The sequence below is a fragment of the Cupriavidus basilensis OR16 genome (assembly GCF_000243095.1).
Taxonomy (GTDB): Bacteria; Pseudomonadota; Gammaproteobacteria; order Burkholderiales; family Burkholderiaceae; genus Cupriavidus; species Cupriavidus basilensis_D.
In genome coordinates, this window is sequence record NZ_AHJE01000017.1 from 142390 (window position 1) to 157613 (window position 15224).

16 protein-coding genes and 1 pseudogene are annotated in these 15224 nt (G+C 67.6%); 7 read left to right on the top strand and 10 right to left on the bottom strand.

Annotated features, from left to right (window positions below; translation table 11 throughout):
• Positions 1 to 140: 140 nt before the first annotated feature.
• Complete coding sequence (locus OR16_RS07340; protein ID WP_006157327.1) at positions 141 to 1058, top strand: LysR family transcriptional regulator; 918 nt, start codon at positions 141 to 143, stop codon at positions 1056 to 1058.
• Positions 1055 to 1438 (top strand): DUF2784 domain-containing protein, encoded by a 384-nt coding sequence (locus tag OR16_RS07345; protein ID WP_006157328.1) that lies wholly within the window; start codon positions 1055 to 1057, stop codon positions 1436 to 1438. Before OR16_RS07340 ends, OR16_RS07345 begins: the two co-directional genes overlap by 4 nt.
• A 67-nt stretch (positions 1439 to 1505) precedes the next feature.
• Here the strand turns inward: OR16_RS07345 and OR16_RS07350 are convergent, their stop codons facing one another.
• The 7 genes from OR16_RS07350 to OR16_RS07375 form a co-directional block, all read right to left on the bottom strand.
• The gene (locus OR16_RS07350) at positions 1506 to 2324 is read right to left on the bottom strand and encodes a crotonase/enoyl-CoA hydratase family protein (protein ID WP_006157329.1); all 819 of its coding nucleotides are present in this window, start codon (positions 2322 to 2324) and stop codon (positions 1506 to 1508) included.
• Complete coding sequence (locus OR16_RS07355; RefSeq protein ID WP_006157330.1) at positions 2321 to 4009, bottom strand: long-chain-fatty-acid--CoA ligase; 1689 nt, start codon at positions 4007 to 4009, stop codon at positions 2321 to 2323. The genes OR16_RS07350 and OR16_RS07355 overlap by 4 nt, the downstream gene beginning before the upstream one ends.
• A gap of 131 nt (positions 4010 to 4140) precedes the next feature.
• Positions 4141 to 4917 carry an enoyl-CoA hydratase-related protein gene (locus OR16_RS07360; RefSeq protein WP_006157331.1) on the bottom strand — a complete coding sequence of 259 codons (777 nt, stop codon included), beginning with the start codon at positions 4915 to 4917 and terminating at the stop codon, positions 4141 to 4143.
• A 68-nt stretch (positions 4918 to 4985) separates the two neighbouring features.
• On the bottom strand, positions 4986 to 5807 hold the full coding sequence (locus OR16_RS07365) for an SDR family oxidoreductase (RefSeq protein WP_006157332.1): 822 nt from the start codon (positions 5805 to 5807) through the stop codon (positions 4986 to 4988).
• 69 nt (positions 5808 to 5876) lie between these two features.
• Positions 5877 to 6002, bottom strand: a complete 126-nt coding sequence (locus OR16_RS47225; protein ID WP_272942833.1) for a hypothetical protein — start codon at positions 6000 to 6002, stop codon at positions 5877 to 5879.
• Between the two features lie 330 nt (positions 6003 to 6332).
• A complete protein-coding gene (locus tag OR16_RS07370) occupies positions 6333 to 7022 on the bottom strand; it encodes a GntR family transcriptional regulator (RefSeq protein WP_006157333.1) in 690 nt (229 codons plus the stop codon).
• Between the two features lie 45 nt (positions 7023 to 7067).
• On the bottom strand, positions 7068 to 8480 hold the full coding sequence (locus OR16_RS07375) for a C4-dicarboxylate transporter DctA (RefSeq protein ID WP_006157334.1): 1413 nt from the start codon (positions 8478 to 8480) through the stop codon (positions 7068 to 7070).
• Between the two features lie 517 nt (positions 8481 to 8997).
• Between OR16_RS07375 and OR16_RS07380 the strand changes: the two genes are divergently transcribed.
• The 3 genes and pseudogenes from OR16_RS07380 (at position 8998) to OR16_RS07390 (ending at position 11784) form a co-directional block, all read left to right on the top strand.
• Positions 8998 to 9519 carry a M20/M25/M40 family metallo-hydrolase gene (locus OR16_RS07380; protein WP_423739638.1) on the top strand — a complete coding sequence of 174 codons (522 nt, stop codon included), beginning with the start codon at positions 8998 to 9000 and terminating at the stop codon, positions 9517 to 9519.
• A pseudogene (locus OR16_RS07385) lies at positions 9510 to 10466 on the top strand (hydantoinase/carbamoylase family amidase); the annotation flags it as partial. The gene OR16_RS07380 and the pseudogene OR16_RS07385, both read left to right, overlap by 10 nt.
• 49 nt (positions 10467 to 10515) lie before the next feature.
• Positions 10516 to 11784, top strand: coding sequence for a M20/M25/M40 family metallo-hydrolase (locus tag OR16_RS07390; protein ID WP_006157335.1), 1269 nt, complete (start codon positions 10516 to 10518; stop codon positions 11782 to 11784).
• A gap of 147 nt (positions 11785 to 11931) precedes the next feature.
• Here the strand turns inward: OR16_RS07390 and OR16_RS07395 are convergent, their stop codons facing one another.
• Positions 11932 to 12459, bottom strand: a complete 528-nt coding sequence (locus OR16_RS07395) for a GNAT family N-acetyltransferase (protein ID WP_006157336.1) — start codon at positions 12457 to 12459, stop codon at positions 11932 to 11934.
• A 248-nt stretch (positions 12460 to 12707) separates the two neighbouring features.
• On the opposite strand from OR16_RS07395, the gene OR16_RS07400 reads away from it, so the two are divergent.
• Both OR16_RS07400 and arsC read left to right on the top strand, forming a co-directional pair.
• Positions 12708 to 13613: a LysR family transcriptional regulator gene (locus tag OR16_RS07400; RefSeq protein ID WP_006157337.1), complete on the top strand. Its 906-nt coding sequence runs from the start codon at positions 12708 to 12710 to the stop codon at positions 13611 to 13613.
• A 103-nt stretch (positions 13614 to 13716) separates the two neighbouring features.
• The gene (gene arsC / locus OR16_RS07405) at positions 13717 to 14076 is read left to right on the top strand and encodes an arsenate reductase (glutaredoxin) (protein WP_006157338.1); all 360 of its coding nucleotides are present in this window, start codon (positions 13717 to 13719) and stop codon (positions 14074 to 14076) included.
• 97 nt (positions 14077 to 14173) lie between these two features.
• Here the strand turns inward: arsC and OR16_RS07410 are convergent, their stop codons facing one another.
• Both OR16_RS07410 and OR16_RS07415 read right to left on the bottom strand, forming a co-directional pair.
• On the bottom strand, positions 14174 to 14401 hold the full coding sequence (locus OR16_RS07410; protein ID WP_006157339.1) for a hypothetical protein: 228 nt from the start codon (positions 14399 to 14401) through the stop codon (positions 14174 to 14176).
• Between the two features lie 155 nt (positions 14402 to 14556).
• Entirely contained in the window at positions 14557 to 15204 is a 648-nt protein-coding gene (locus tag OR16_RS07415) for a hypothetical protein (protein WP_006157340.1), read from the bottom strand.
• Between the last annotated feature and the right edge of the window lie 20 nt (positions 15205 to 15224).

Sequence of the window (15224 nt, forward strand, 5' to 3'; positions counted from 1 at the left end):
AGCGTGCTTCGGCATGGGAATGCCTGCAAGGCGTCACCTGAAGACCCCCACTCATAGCCCCGCCCAAATCGCCCCCATAGCCCCCGGCACATGCCCGGCGCCGCCAAATGCGCCACAATGACGCCCAGGAGACACACAGCATGGACAAGCTAAAACAGATCGAAGCCTTTATCGCCGTCGTCGAACACGGCAGCATGGCTGCGGCCGCGCTGACGCAGGGGGTGACGCCGGTGATGATCGGGCGCCGCATCAATGCGCTGGAGGCGCGCATCGGCGTGAAGCTGCTGCACCGCTCGACACGGCGCATCGTGGTGACGGAGCAGGGCGCGGCGTTCATGGAGCAGTGCAAGAAGGCCTTGGCGGACCTGGACCGGGCCGAGATGCTGATCGCCGAGGGCAAGCACAAGGCGACCGGCCACCTGATCGTGTCGGCCCCGGCGGCGTTCGGGCGCAAGCATGTGGCACCGCATGCGCCGGCGTTCCTGGCGGCGAATCCCGAGGTGCAGATTTCCTTCAACCTGACCGACCGCGTGGTGGACCTCGTGCGCGAGGGCTATGACGTGGGCATCCGCATCGGCGGGGCCATCGATCCGAATTTTGTTGCGATCAAGCTGGCCACCAACAAGCGTGTGGTGTGCGGCACGCCGGCTTACTTCGCGCGCAACGGCGTGCCGCAGACGCTGGACGACCTGGCGCAGCACAACTGCCTGGCGTTCAACCTGCAGGGGGGCCAGCAGCGCGGCTGGTATTTCCAGCAGGACGGCAAGACGGTGACGGTGCGCGTCAATGGCAACCTGGACTGCAACGACGGTGAGTTGCTGCATCGCTGGACCGGCGAGAGCCTGGGGCTGGGCTGGCGCTCCACCTGGGAAATCCTGCCGCAGCTGGAGAGCGGGGAGCTGATCACGGTGCTGGATGAGTACGCGCTGCCGGATTACGACATCCTGGCGGTGTACCCGCAGCAGCGTCCGGTGCCGGCAAAAATCCGTTTTTTCATCGAGCACCTGAAGGCGGCGTTCGCGGTGCCGGGCTACTGGACCGGACGGCAAGGACGATGATGGCGGCGTGGCTCGCGGACGCGCTCGTCCTCCTTCACCTCGCCTTTATCGTCTTCGTCATGCTGGGCGGCTTGCTGGTACTGCGCTGGCCGCGCATGGCCTGGCTGCACCTGCCGGCAGCGGCCTGGGGCGTCGTGGTGGAATGGAGCGGGTGGATCTGCCCGCTCACGCCGCTGGAAAATGCGCTGCGCCTGCGCGCGGGGCAGCAAGCCTATGGCGGGGATTTTGTGCAGCACTACGTGCTGGCGCTGATCTATCCCGAGGGCCTCACGCGCGAGATCCAGATGGTACTTGGCGCCGTGGTGCTGGCGCTGAACCTGGCGGTCTACGTGGCGCTCTATCGCCGGATGCGGCGCCAGCGAACGCGTCAGCACGCCTGAGCGCGCCCGAACGCGCCCGAACGCGCACTAGGCAAACGCTACCCACCTCAGCCGGCGCCACGCCACACTACGATGCCGGCTTGAACGCCGCTGCCCGCTTTTCCATATTGGCGATCACCGCTTCGCGCTGGTTGGCACCGCCGATCAGCCGGTCCTGCTCGACCGATTCGGCCAGCAGGATGGCGGCACCGTCGCCGTCCTCGCACACCTGCATCAAGCGCTTGGCGGCGCGGATCGCGTCCGGGCTGCGGCCTGCGATGTCGCGCGCGCTGGCCAGCGCGGCAGCGCGCGGGTCCGCCACCACGGCAGTGGCCAGGCCCAGCGCGCAGGCTTCCTCGCCGGTGACGATGCGGCCGCTGTAGATCAGTTCGCGCAGCCGGTCGGGGCGTACCAGGCCGCGCATCAGCAGCATGCCGGCCATGTCCGGCACCAGTCCCCACTTGATCTCCATCACCGACATGCGCGTGTCCGCGGTGACGTAACGCAGGTCCGCGCCCAGCGCGACCTGCAAGCCGCCGCCGAACGCCACGCCGTGCACCGCGGCAATCACCGGCACCGGCAGCTCGCGCCACACCATGCAGGCGAACTGCGGGCGGTTGGAGATGCCATGGGTGCGCGCCGCGAGGCGGCCGGCGGCGATGGCATCGCCCTGGCCGTCACCCAGCCCGGCCATGCTCTGCATATCGAGCCCGGCGCAAAACGCGCGGCCTTCGCCCGACAGCACGACCGCGCGCACGTCCGGCTCGCACGCGAGACGCTGGCCGGTTTCGATCAGCGCGTCGAACATGGCGGGGTCGAGCGCGTTCATCTTGTCGGGGCGGTTGAGCCTGACCTCGGCCACGCCGTCTTCGATGGTCAGGATGATGCGTTCGCTGCTGGTGCTCATCTTGCATTGCTCCTTGCTTGAATCGGGGCCTGCGCCGTGGGCAGGACATAGTCTTTGAATTGTTCGCGCAGCTTCACCTTGAGCAGCTTGCCCGTGGCCGTGTGCGGCAGCGAGTCGACAAAGGCGACGTCGTCTGGCACCCACCATCTGGCGACGCGCGCGGCGAGAAACTCGAGCAGCTCGGCGGCGCTGACGTCCTTGCCGGCGCGGCGCACCACCACCAGCAGCGGGCGCTCCTGCCACTTGGGATGCGGCACGCCCACCACGGCCGCTTCCGCCACGGCGGGATGCCCCATGGTGGCGTTTTCCAGGTCGATCGAGGAAATCCATTCGCCGCCGGACTTGATCACGTCCTTGGCGCGGTCGACCAGTTGTACATAGCCGTCGGCATCGATGTTGGCGACGTCGCCGGTGTCGAACCAGCCATCGGCGTCGAGCGCGTCATGCTCCGCCTTGAAGTACGCCGAGGCGATCCACGGCCCGCGTACCTTGAGCCGGCCGAAGGCCTGGCCGTCGTGCGGCAGCGCCTTGCCCTGGTCGTCCTCGATGCGCAGGTCCACGCCCCACAACGCGCGGCCTTGCTTGAGCTTGATCTTCAATCGCTCCTGCGCGCCCAGCGCTTGATGCTTGGGCAACAGCGTGCTGATCACGCCGATCGGGCTGGTCTCCGTCATGCCCCAGCCCTGGACGAAGCGCGCGCCGAACTGCTGCTCGAAGCGCTCGATCATCGCCGCCGGCGCGGCGGATCCGCCCACGCCGGCCAGCTTCAGCCCGAGCGAGCGCGGATCGATCTCGGGATGCGCATCGAGGTACTGGAACAGCATCAGCCACACCGTGGGCACCGCGGTGGAAAATGTCACGCGCTCGTCGCGCAGCATGCGGTAGACGTTTTCGCCGTCCAGGTGCTGAGCGGGCAACACCATCTTGGCGCCGGTCATGGCGCAGGCGTAAGGCATGCCCCAGGCATTGGCATGGAATAGCGGCACGACCAGCAGGATCGAGCTGTCCGCGCTCACGCCGAAGGTGTCGAACGCACAGGCCTTGAGGCTGTGCAGCACGGTGGAGCGATGCGAATACAGCACGCCCTTAGGGTTGCCGGTGGTGCCCGACGTATAGCAAAGCGACGACGCGGTGCGCTCGTCGAATTGCGGCCACGCATCGTCTTCGCTGCCGGCCTCCACCAGGTCTTCGTAGCACAGCAGGCTGGGCAGCTTGCCGGCAAGGCCGAGCGCGTCGGTGCCGGCGCGATCGGTCATTGCCACGTAGTGCGTGACGCTGGACAGTCGCGGCGCAAGCTGCGCCACCAGCGGCGCGAAGCAGGGGTCGAAGAAGAGCACGCGGTCTTCCGCGTGATTGATGATGTAGTCGATCTGCTCCGGGAACAGGCGCGGATTCACGGTATGCAGCACCACGCCCGCGCCCGACACGCCAAAGTACAGTTCCAGGTGGCGGTGCGTGTTCCACGCCAGCGTGCCGACGCGCTCGCCTTGCTTAACGTCGAGCCCGCCGAGCCCGGTGAGCGCGCTGGCAACCCGCTTTGCGCGGCGGTGCACCTGCGCGTAGTTGGAGCGCACCGTGCCGCCATCGATCGTGCGCGACACGATCTCCTGCAGCGGGTGGTACTGCGCGGCGTACTCGATCAGTGAGGAAATCAGCAACGGACGGTCTTGCATGAGGCCTAGCATGATGCGCGTCTCCTGGTGTCGGAATGATGGTGCGATGCGTAATCAGCGGTGGTCTGCGGCGGATCGATGCTGTGAGCGCCGGCCCTCTCCCCCGGCCCCTGTCGCGCCAGCGGGAGAGGGGGGCAAGGCGGTCAGCGGCCCTTGAATGCAGGCTTGCGCTTTTCCAGGAACGCCGCCACGCCTTCCTTGAAGTCCTCGCTGCGCGATGCGCGCGACTGCAGCGTGGCTTCGCGTTCGAGCTGCGCCGGCAGGTCGCTCCCCAGGCTGGCGTTGAGCGCTTCCTTGATCAGGCCGTAGGCAAAGGTGGGCATCTGCGCCAGATGGGCGGCCAGCTTGGCGGTCTCGGCGGGCAGGGCTTCGTCCTCATGCACCTTCCAGACCAGGCCGATGCGATGCGCTTCTTCGGCATCGATCTTCTCGGCCAGGATGGCCAGCGCGCGCGCCCGCATCTCGCCCGCGTAGCGCGGCAGGAAGTAGGTGCTGCCGGCATCCGGCACCAGGCCGATCTTGGAGAACGCCTGCAGGAACGACGCCGAGCGCGCGGCCAGTACCACGTCGCCGGCCAGCGCCAGGCTCATGCCGGCGCCAGCGGCCACGCCGTTGACCGAGGTGATGACGGGCTTGGGCATATTGCGCAGCGCCAGGACGATCGGGTGATAGCGCTCGCGCAGCAGCGTGCCTGAATCCTGCAGCCCGGGCTCACGCCCGGCCAGGTCGGCGCCCGCGCAAAAGCCGCGGCCATTGGCGGTCAGCACCACCGCGCGCACGGCCTCGTCCTGCGCGGCGCGCTCGACGGCGGCGCGCAGCTCGAGCATCAGCGCGGTGTTGAGCGCGTTGAGCACGTCGGGGCGGTTCAGGGTGATGGTGGCCACGCCCTCGGCGGCGTGATAGAGCACGGGTGATGTCATGGGTGTCTCCTTGTCGTAGGTGTTCTGATGCACAAAGGCTTGCTTGCTTGCGTGGAGTGCCGTGCGGCTCAGGCCGCCTGGCCCGGTGCCTTGGGCGGATGCAGCGCATCCGCCGACGCGTCGCCGAGCTTGCTGCCACCATCGCAGTCGACGATGGTGCCGGTGATATAACGGGCGTTGCCGGTGGACAGGAACAGCGCGGTATTGGCGATATCGTCCTTGTCGCCGTAGTCGCGCAGCGCCAAGCGTGCCTTGAAGCGCGCCTCCATTTCCGGCGTGGGCGCGAGCCGCGCCATGCCCTCGGTGCCGGCGATGGGGCCTGGCGAGATGCCGTTGACGCGCACGCCGGCCGGACCCCATTCCATGGCCAGGCATTTCACCAGCATGTTGATGCCGGCCTTGGCGGCGCAAACGTGGGCCTGGAACATCATGGCGTTGACCGCCTGCGGCGCGGTGATGGCGATCAGCGAGGCGCCCGGCGCATTGAGGAAGGCGAAGCAGGCGCGGAACACATTGAAGGTGCCGATCAGGTCGATATCCACCACGGTCTTGAAACCGTTGGCGGACATGCCGAGCGCCGGCGCCACAAAATTGCCGGCCGCGCCCGAGATCACGATGTCGATCGGGCCGAGCTCGTCGCGCGTGCGCGCGAGCGCCGCTTCCACCGCGGCGTAGTCGCGCACATCGGCTGCCATGCCGATGGCGCTGCCGCCGGCATCGTTGATGCTGGCCGCCGCCGCGGCGATGCGCTCGGGGTCGCGGCTGACCAGCGCCAGCCTGGCACCCGCCTTGGCAAAGTGCCGGGCGATGCCCAGGTTGATGCCGGACGAAGCGCCGGCGATAAACACGACCTTGCCGGCCAGGACATCGTCTTTGAACGCGTTGGACATGGGTTTCCCTCCCAGGGATGGGTTGGATGATGAAAGCGGATGGCCCGGCACGGGAGTCGGGCGGGAAGATCAGTCGCGCCCGCGCAGGCGGACGGATGGCGGGGCCGCCTGCGACGGCAAATCGGGGAGCAGGATGGCGCGGGCGGGTTCTGGCGATACCTCGAACGTCGCCACCGGACGGCTGGAACGGGTCATGTCTGTCTCCTGGCTTTTATCTTTTGCCATTTGTCTTTTAAGCGGCCTCTGACTTGGGCCTCCGACATCCTACTCCGAAGCCGTGATTCGATCACGCGCGGATCTGGCAATGGCGGCGCGCGGCGCGCAAAAAGAAAAAGCCCGCACCCAGGCCGGCGTGCGGGCTGCCAATCCGTGAAGGACAGGCCAGCGTGTCATGAAGCGCGCCCCCGCAGCTTCATGACGAGGTCGATGATGGTGCAAAGGCGTGTGGCGCGCCTTGACCTGGGTCAAGCAACAGGGCTGGCGACAGGGCTGGCGGCAGGCCAGGCGCGCAGCGGCAGGTCCGGCTCAGGCCAGCAGCGCCGTCACCAGGTCCTTGCTGCGCGCGGCGGGCACCTGCTCGAAATGCAGCGCCGCCTCGACGTGGTTCAGGTGCTCCACCATCAGCGTCACCGCGCGCTCGGTGTCGCCGGCGCGGGCGGCCTCGACGAAATCGCGATGCTCGTCCGAGGAGCAGGCGGCATCGCGGCGGGACTGGTAGAGCATGGTGATCACCGCGCTGCGCAACGACAGCTCCTGCAGCATGCCGGTCAGCACGCCATTGCCCACCACGTCCGCCAGCATGATGTGGAAATCGCTGAGCAGGCGGGTGCGCACATGCGCATCGCTGCCGCTCAGGGCTTTCTTCTCGGCGACGAGGTGCCGGTCGATGCGCTTGTAGTCGGCGGCGGTGGCGCACGTCACGAATTCACGAGCCAGGGCCGCCTCCAGGATGCGGCGCACCGCGAACACTTCGCGTGCCTCCTCGGCGCTGGGCTTGGCCACGAAGGCGCCCTTGTCCGGCACGATCTGGATGAGCTTGTCCTTGGACAGCATCAGCAGCGCGGCGCGCACCTTGGTGCGGCTGACGCGGTAGACGCTGGCCAGGGCCTCTTCGCGCAGCTTGGTGCCGGGCGGCAGGCGGTGCGAGACGATCGCCGCGACGATGTCTTCGGCGATCGCTTCGGCGGTCATGGCAGGGTCGATATGCTCAGGCATGGTCGCGCACTTGCGCAGCGTCTCGGTAGGAGGAATCCCGAGATTCTAGCGCCCCGCGGCCGCGCCGGGCAGCGGGGATGCCCCGGGGGTAGCCAGGGCGGCCTCGTGCGGCGCCGGGGCGAAGCCCGCTTCGAGGTCGCTGGCGTCGATCCTGCCGTTGAACACGTCGTGGGCGCGGGCCCGGTCGATATCCTTCTCCCAGGCGGCGACCACGACAGTGGCTACGCAGTTGCCGATCAGGTTGCCGACCGCGCGGGCAATGCCGATGAACCAGTCCACCGACAGCACCAGCACCAGGCCGATGGCGGGAATGGCCGGGTGCGCCGACAGCGTTGCCGCCAGGATCACGATGGCCGAGCCGGGGATGCCGTGCGCGCCCTTGGAGGTGACCAGCGCCACCGCCAGGATGCCGAGCAGATCGCCCAGCGCCAGCGGCGTATTGGTGGCCTGGGCGATGAAGACCGCGGCCAGCGTCAGGTAGATCGAAAAGGCATCCAGGTTGAAGGAGTAGCCCGTGGGGATCACCAGGCCCACCACCGATTTCTTTATGCCGAGGAATTCCAGTTTCTTCATCACCTGCGGCAGCACGCTGTCGGACGAGGCGGTGCCCAGCACCACCAGCAGCTCGGCGCGCAGGTAGCGGATCAGCTTGAAGACGGAGAAGCCGCACAGGCGCATCACCGTGCCCAGCACCACCATCACGAACAAGGCCACCGCGCCGTAGAACACCAGCACCAGGTAGCCCAGTTGCTTGAGCGAGCCGATGCCGTACTTGCCCACGGTGAAGGCCACGGCGCCCAGCACGCCCAGCGGCGCCAGCTTGATGATGAAGCCCATCATCTTGAACAGCGTATGCGAGAAGGTGTCGATGATCGTCACCAGCGGCTGTCCGCGCTCACCCACCAGCGACAGCGCGCAGCCGAACAGGATCGAAACCAGCAGCACCTGCAGCACGTCGCCGCTGGCGAACGCGCCCATGATGGTGCTGGGAATCAGCTTGAGCAGGAAATCCACCATGCCCGCGCTCTTGACCTTCGCGGCGGTGTCCACGTACGCGGACATGGCCGAGGCGTCGAGCGAGGCCGGGTTCACGTTCATGCCGGTGCCGGGGTGGAAGATATAGGCCAGCGCGATGCCCAGCGCCAGCGCGATGGTGGTGACCACCTCAAAGTAGAACACGGCCTTGATGCCGACCCGGCCCACCTTCTTGAGCTCGCCGGCGCCGCAGATGCCGGCCACCACCACGCAGAACACGATCGGGCCGATCAGCATCTTGATCAGCTTGATAAAGCCGTCGCCAAGCGGCTTGAGCTTGGCGGCGAACTCGGGGAAAAACAGCCCGAGTGCGGTCCCAAGCACCAGGGCGACAAGAACCTGGCCAAACAGGGATCGGAAAAAGCGGGTGAAGGCCGTTTGCGGGCGGCCGGAAGCGGGCCGTTGCTGGACTGCTGGGTGCATCGTTGTCTCCATGCGGGCGCGTCCATGCGTGGCTGGCGCGCCCTGTCATTGCTGCAGGAATTACCGGTTGTCCGCGGGCGGGACGGCCGGCCTGACGTGCCGCGCGCGCTGCCGGGTGAGGGCTGCGGCGCTTCATGGACCGGCCCTCTTGTTGGAGCGGAATCCACGCAATGTGCTGTCCGGATCGGATTGTCCGCGGCACATTGTCGGAACGTGGAAGCCAATATAGTGCATATCATTTTTGTATGCAATTTTTGAATTCACTGTGCTACCATGAATCGCACAGAATAGAGCTCTCGGCACGAGAGACAAAGGCGCCCCGGGAGCGTCCCGGCAGGACCGGCGCGGCGCCGTCAAGGCCCCGCTGGCGCGGGGCTTGCATGATCCGGCGCCACCCGCATTCGCGCACTTCAAGCAGGAGACACGCATGGCAGCAACCCTCACGCCCGCTACCGAAACCGGTGCGCGCATCATGGCCTGGGCCGATACACTGGCCGTCCACACCGAGCAGCCCGGCATGCTCACCCGTACCTATCTCACCGAGGCTCACCACGGCGCCGCCGCGCAGCTCACCGAGTGGATGCAGGCTGCCGGCATGACGGTGCGCCGCGACGCGGCCGGCAACGTGATCGGCCGTTACGAGGGCACCGCGCCCGATGCGCCCGCGCTGCTCACCGGCTCGCACTTCGACACCGTGCGCGATGGCGGCCGCTATGACGGCAACCTCGGCGTGATCCTCCCGGTCGCCTGCGTGGCGCAGTGGAACCGCCAGGGTAAGCGCTTCCCGTTCGCCATCGAGGTGGTGGGCTTCGCCGAGGAAGAAGGCGTGCGCTTCAAGGCCACGCTGCTGGGCAGCCGCGCCATCGCCGGCACCTTCGACACCAATGTGCTCGACAACGTGGACGACTCGGGCAAGACCATGCGCGAGGTGATGCGCGCGGCGGGTTTCGATCCCGCCGGCCTGCCCGCCGCCGCGCATGCGCGCGAGCAGGTGCTGGCTTTCGTGGAAGTCCATATCGAGCAAGGCCCCTCGGCGTGATCCTCCCGGTCGCCTGCGTGGCGCAGTGGAACCGCCAGGGTAAGCGCTTCCCGTTCGCCATCGAGGTGGTGGGCTTCGCCGAGGAAGAAGGCGTGCGCTTCAAGGCCACGCTGCTGGGCAGCCGCGCCATCGCCGGCACCTTCGACACCAATGTGCTCGACAACGTGGACGACTCGGGCAAGACCATGCGCGAGGTGATGCGCGCGGCGGGTTTCGATCCCGCCGGCCTGCCCGCCGCCGCGCATGCGCGCGAGCAGGTGCTGGCTTTCGTGGAAGTCCATATCGAGCAAGGCCCGGTACTGCTCAATGAAGGGCTGCCGCTGGGTGTCGTGACCGCGATCTCCGGCGCTACCCGCTTTATCGTGGAACTCGAAGGGCTGGCCGGCCACGCCGGCACCGTGCCGATGGACATGCGCCGCGACGCCGCCATGGCTGGCGCCGAGATCGGCCTGTTTATCGAGCGCCGTTGCGGTGGCCTGCCGGGCCTGGTCGGCACGGTCGGCCAGTTCAACGTGCCGAACGGTGCCGCCAATGTGGTGCCGGGCCGCGCGGTCTTCTCCATCGATATCCGAGCTGGCGAAAACGCCGTCCGCCAGGCGGCCGCGAACGACGTGCTGGCGGAAATCGAGCGCGTGTGCGCCCGCCGCAATGTGCGCGTGCAGATCCGCAAGACCCACGAGGCGGTCAGTGTGCCGTGCGCACCCTGGCTGCAACAGCAATGGGCGGATGCCATCGCCCGCCAGGGGCTGCCGGTGCGGCACCTGCCTTCCGGCGCCGGCCACGACGCCATGGCCATCGCGGCCATTGCCGATGTCGCGATGCTGTTTGTGCGCTGCGGCAACGGTGGCATCAGCCATCACCCCACCGAGATCATGACCGCGGAAGACGCCGCCAGCGCGGCTGCCGTGTTCAGCGATTTCGTCGAGCATTTTGCGCGGCAGCAGTAAAGCGCCCGCATCCGATCCGTCATCCTGAGAGACTTTTTCGAGAATAAACATGACCGCAAGAGACAACGTGAACCCGCTGCAGACCACGCTCACCAACTACATCGACGCGCAACGCCCCGCGCAGGAAGCCTTCCTGGCCGAACTGGTCAAGGTGCCGTCCGACAACCCGCCGGGCGACTGCGACGCGCACGGCGCGCGCGCCAAGGCGCTGCTCGAAGGCCTGGGCTTCAAGGTGGAAGCCCACAAGGTGCCGGACGCACTGGTCAAGGCTGCCGGCATGATCAGCGCCACCAACCTGCTGGTGCGCAAGACCTTCGGCACGGGCGGCCCCACCATCGCCATGAACGCCCACGGCGACGTGGTGCCGCCGGGCCTGGGCTGGACCAAGGACCCGTACGGCGGCGAGATCGCCGACAGCGAGCACGGCCCGGTCATGTACGGCCGCGGCGTGGCCGTGTCCAAGTCGGACTTCGCCACTTATACGTACGCCGTGCTGGCGCTGATGGAAGCCGAGAAGCAAGGCGCCAAGCTTAACGGCACGCTGGAACTGCAATTCACGTATGACGAGGAAACCGGTGGCGACATCGGTCCCAAGTTCCTGCTCGACCAGGGCCTGAGCAAGCCCGACTACGCCATCTCGGCGGGCTTCTCCTACGGCATCACCTCGGCCCACAACGGCTGCCTGCACGTGGAAGTGACGGTCAAGGGCAAGCAAGGCCACGCCGCCATGCCGCACACCGGCGTCGACGCCATCGAAGCCGGCACCCACATCCTGCAAGCCATCTACGGCCTGCGCGCCGAACTGGCCACGCGCAAGTCGAAGACGCTGGGCATCGATACCGCCACGCTGAACGTCGGCCTGATCAAGGGCGGCATCAACACCAACGTGGTGCCTGACCTGGTGACCTTCCGCGTCGACCGCCGCATGATCCCCGAGGAAATCGGTTTTGACGCCGAAGGCGAGCTGCGCGCCGTGGTCGAGAAGGCTGCCAAGGACCGTCCGGGCATCGAGGTCAAGGTCGAGCGCATCATCCTGGCCGAGCCGCTGTCGGAACTGCCGGGCGTGGAAAAGCTGATCAGCGCCCTGAAGGGCCGTGCCGAGGAAGTGTTCGGCGTGGATATCCCGGTGCAAGGCGTGCCGCTCTACACCGATGCCCGCCACTACACCAAGTACGGCATCCCCACCGTGCTGTACGGTGCCGGCCCGCGCACGCTGATGGAAGCGCGCGGCCACAACTCGGACGAGAATCTGCGCCTGAACGACCTGAACCGTGCCACCAAGGTGGTGGCGCTGGCGCTGTCGGACCTGATCGGTTGATGAACATGTGACGGTTCCAGGGCGAATTCAGGCCTTGGAACAGGAGCAGCAAGAGGGGGGGCAGCGGCTGGCGTTCGCCGCTCCCCCTCGTCGGCCTTGATCGCCATATCATGCGCTGGATGAATATTTATACTAAATACCATTTGCCTATAATTCTTTCCCAGAATTAATTACGGCAAATCGGCTTCGCCCTTCGTTTTCCCACTCCCAAATCTGGATCACCGCGGCTGACCAGGGTCCCCCGCCCCCTTCGCCGCTGGCGGTGCAGGCCACCACGGCCACCATCTGCCGCCACGGGCCGCTCTCGCAGCGCGATACCAGTGCGGCAAGCAGCGCCAGGCCGAGGCCCTGGCCGCGGTAGCGCGCATCGATATAGACCGAATCCTCGATGGCAAAACGGTAAGCACTGCGCGTGCGGTAGGCGCCGGCGTAGGCGTAGCCCAGCACCTCGCCGCCACGCTCGGCTACCAGGTAGGGCAGACCCTGGCGCTTCACCTCGGCGTGGCGCAAGCGGATATCGTCCACGCCCGGCTCGACCTCCTCGAACGACGCGCGGCCGTGGCGCACGTGGTGCGCGTAGATGGCCTGGATGGCGGGGATGTCCGCGGCGGTGGCGTCGCGGATCGACGGGCTGGCGCAGGCCTGGACGGCGGCGGTGGCATTGGCCACGGCCATCGGCGTGGCGCAGGCGGCGCTGAGTGTGGCGAGAGGGGCTTTCATGAGGCTGGCGCGGCGAGCAGTGTGGACAGGTGAGCCGGTTCGAGCGTAGCCGATACCGGAGGAAAAGCGATACGTGGTTGAAAGCCGTGTTGCAGCAAGCTGCCCCGCAGTGGCAAGGGCCGGGGCACGCTGCTACCTTAACGTGTGCCGATGCTATAAAGGAAGCTTCGCTGACTTATGCGGCGCATAAGAAATTCTTTGGCATGCGGCATCTCAACCCCGACTTCCTGCAAGCCTTTTCGCTGGTTTGCGATCTTGGCAGCTTCTCGGCGGCAGCCGAGCGGCTCGGCTTGAGCCAGCCGGCCGTCAGCCTGCAGGTCCGCCAGCTTGAGCAGCGCTATGGCCTGCGCCTGCTCGAACGGGTGGGGCGCCATGTGCTGCCCACCGCCGCCGGCGAGGACCTGCTGGCGCATGCGCGCGGCGTGGCCGGGGCGCTGGCCGCCGCCGACGACAGCATGGCCCGCCACGCTGGTGGGGTGGTCGGCCGGGTGCGGCTGGGCACCGGCGCCACCGCCTGCATCTACCTGTTGCCCGCGGTGCTGCGCGACCTGCGCCGCGCCATGCCGGCGCTGGAGATCGTGGTCAGCACGGAAAACACGGGCGAGGCGCTCAAGGGGGTGGAGGACAACGCCCTCGACCTGGCCTTCGTGACGCTGCCAGCCACTGGCCGCATGTTCGACATCACGCCCGTGCTGGAAGACCCGTTCGTGGCCATCGGCCCCGCCGACGGCGAGCCGTTGCCCGCTATCGTGACGCCGGCCGATCTCGCCGGCCGGCCGCTGGTGCTGTTCTCGCCCGGCGGCAATACGCGCCGGCTGGTGGACGAATGGTTCTTGCGCGCCGGCATCAGCGTGCGCCCTGTGATGGAGCTCGACAGTGTCGAGGCGATCAAGGAGCTGGTGGGCGCCGGGCTGGGCTATTCGGTGCTGCCGGGCATGGCCTTGCCCCCGGGCCAGCCGCGCGCGCGCATCGCCGTGCGAGCGCTGGCCCCGCCGCTCGCGCGCACGCTGGCGCTGGTGCTGCGCCACGACAAGCCGCTGCGCGCCGGGCTGCGCGCCACCGTGGCGGCCCTGCTGCGGCTGGCGCCGGAAAACGAAAGCCAGCCCTGAGCGGAGATGCCACCTCTCGGGGGCATGCGGTTGGGCAGCGCCGCTTGTATAGTGCGGCTTTCAGCCCCGGTGCCGGGGCATCGGTCGAACCAGGAGTACCGCCATGATTACCATTTACCACAACCCCCGTTGCTCGAAGTCGCGCGAAACCCTCGCGCTGGTCGAGGCAGCCGCCGGCCGGCTGGGCGAGCCCGTGGAGATCGTGGAATACCTGAAGACGCCGCCCACGCTGTCCACGCTCAAGCAGCTCCACACCATGCTGGGCGTGCCGGTGCGCGCGATGGTGCGCGACAACGAAGCCCCCTACAAGGAGCTGGGCCTGGCCGATCCGGGCCTGACCGATGCCGAGGTGCTGGGCGCGGTCGCCGACCATCCCATCCTGCTGCAACGCCCGCTGGTCGTGCGCAACCGCCGCGCCGCCATCGGCCGTCCGCCCGAGAACGTCGCCTCCTTGCTGGCCTGAGCCGGCGCCGGCAAACCTCGGCCCCGAAATAAAACCGGCCCCCACCTAGGTGGGGGCCGGCCCGGTCAGGGAGGCTGAACTGCTTCAGGCGGGTCGTCTAATGAACACCCAGCCAGTGCATGGCCTCCTGGCCGAAAGCGATTGCCGCCAGGACCACCAGCAGGATCACCAGCGTCACCGCGCTCACGTAGACCGTGGCCTTGGCGACTTCGGCGTCTTCCTCCAGGGAATGCGGGCGGGTGGACTCGCGCGAGGATGAGGTCACGTGCGGCCAGTGCAACCGGCCGGCCATATGGCGCAAATGCAGGTCGGGATGGAAACGCATGGGCGACACCTCCTGGGCGTGGCTCGCGAGGCCGTGCAAGCCGTATATGGCGTGGCACCGCGGCAGCCCTGAGACGGGGTGGGTTCGATTGCCATATACGTCTTAACTATAGTTGGCGTGGCCCAGGATGCGAGGCCGTCGCACAGCAAGCCTGCTCAGGCCGCGGGAGCCGGCGGCACGCCATCGTTTCCGGCCAACGCTTGCGCGGCGGCTAGCGTGGCCTCGCGCGCGCGCAGCTCGGCGAGCATGTTGCAGAACAGCGCGCCTTGCTCCAGCGCATCGTCCAGCGCCACGTGGGTGTGCGGCAGCGGGTCCTTCCACTCGGCCGGCAGCGCCGGCTTGACGGTCTTGCGGTAGGGCAGCCCGGTCATGGCGAACCCCAGCGTCTTGATATCAAGCGCGGCCCAGCCAAACGGCGAGCGGCCGGCAAAACGCATCATGTACCAGAACATCCAGGTGAAATCGAAGCCAGCCGGAAAGGCCACGAAGACCGGCTTGCCTGGCAGGCTCTCCACCCACTCCACGTAGCGCACCATGGCCCGCTCGGGCGGCTCCAGGTCTCGCCGGCAGGCGGCCCAGGCTTCCGGCTGGGTTTGCCACCACTGCATCTGTGCCGGATGCCCGGCCGCGCCCGGCAGCGTTTCCAGGTTGGCCGAGAAGGTGCTCAGCACGGTCTTGTCCGCCAGCATCGCGGCAGAGCCGAACGACAGCATGGAGTGCGGCCCGGGGATGGGGCCATCGGCCTCCACGTCGGTGCTCACATAGATTTCGGGACGGGTGTCGGGTGCCTGTTGCTTGGCCATGGCCTGCCTTGGGAATGAGG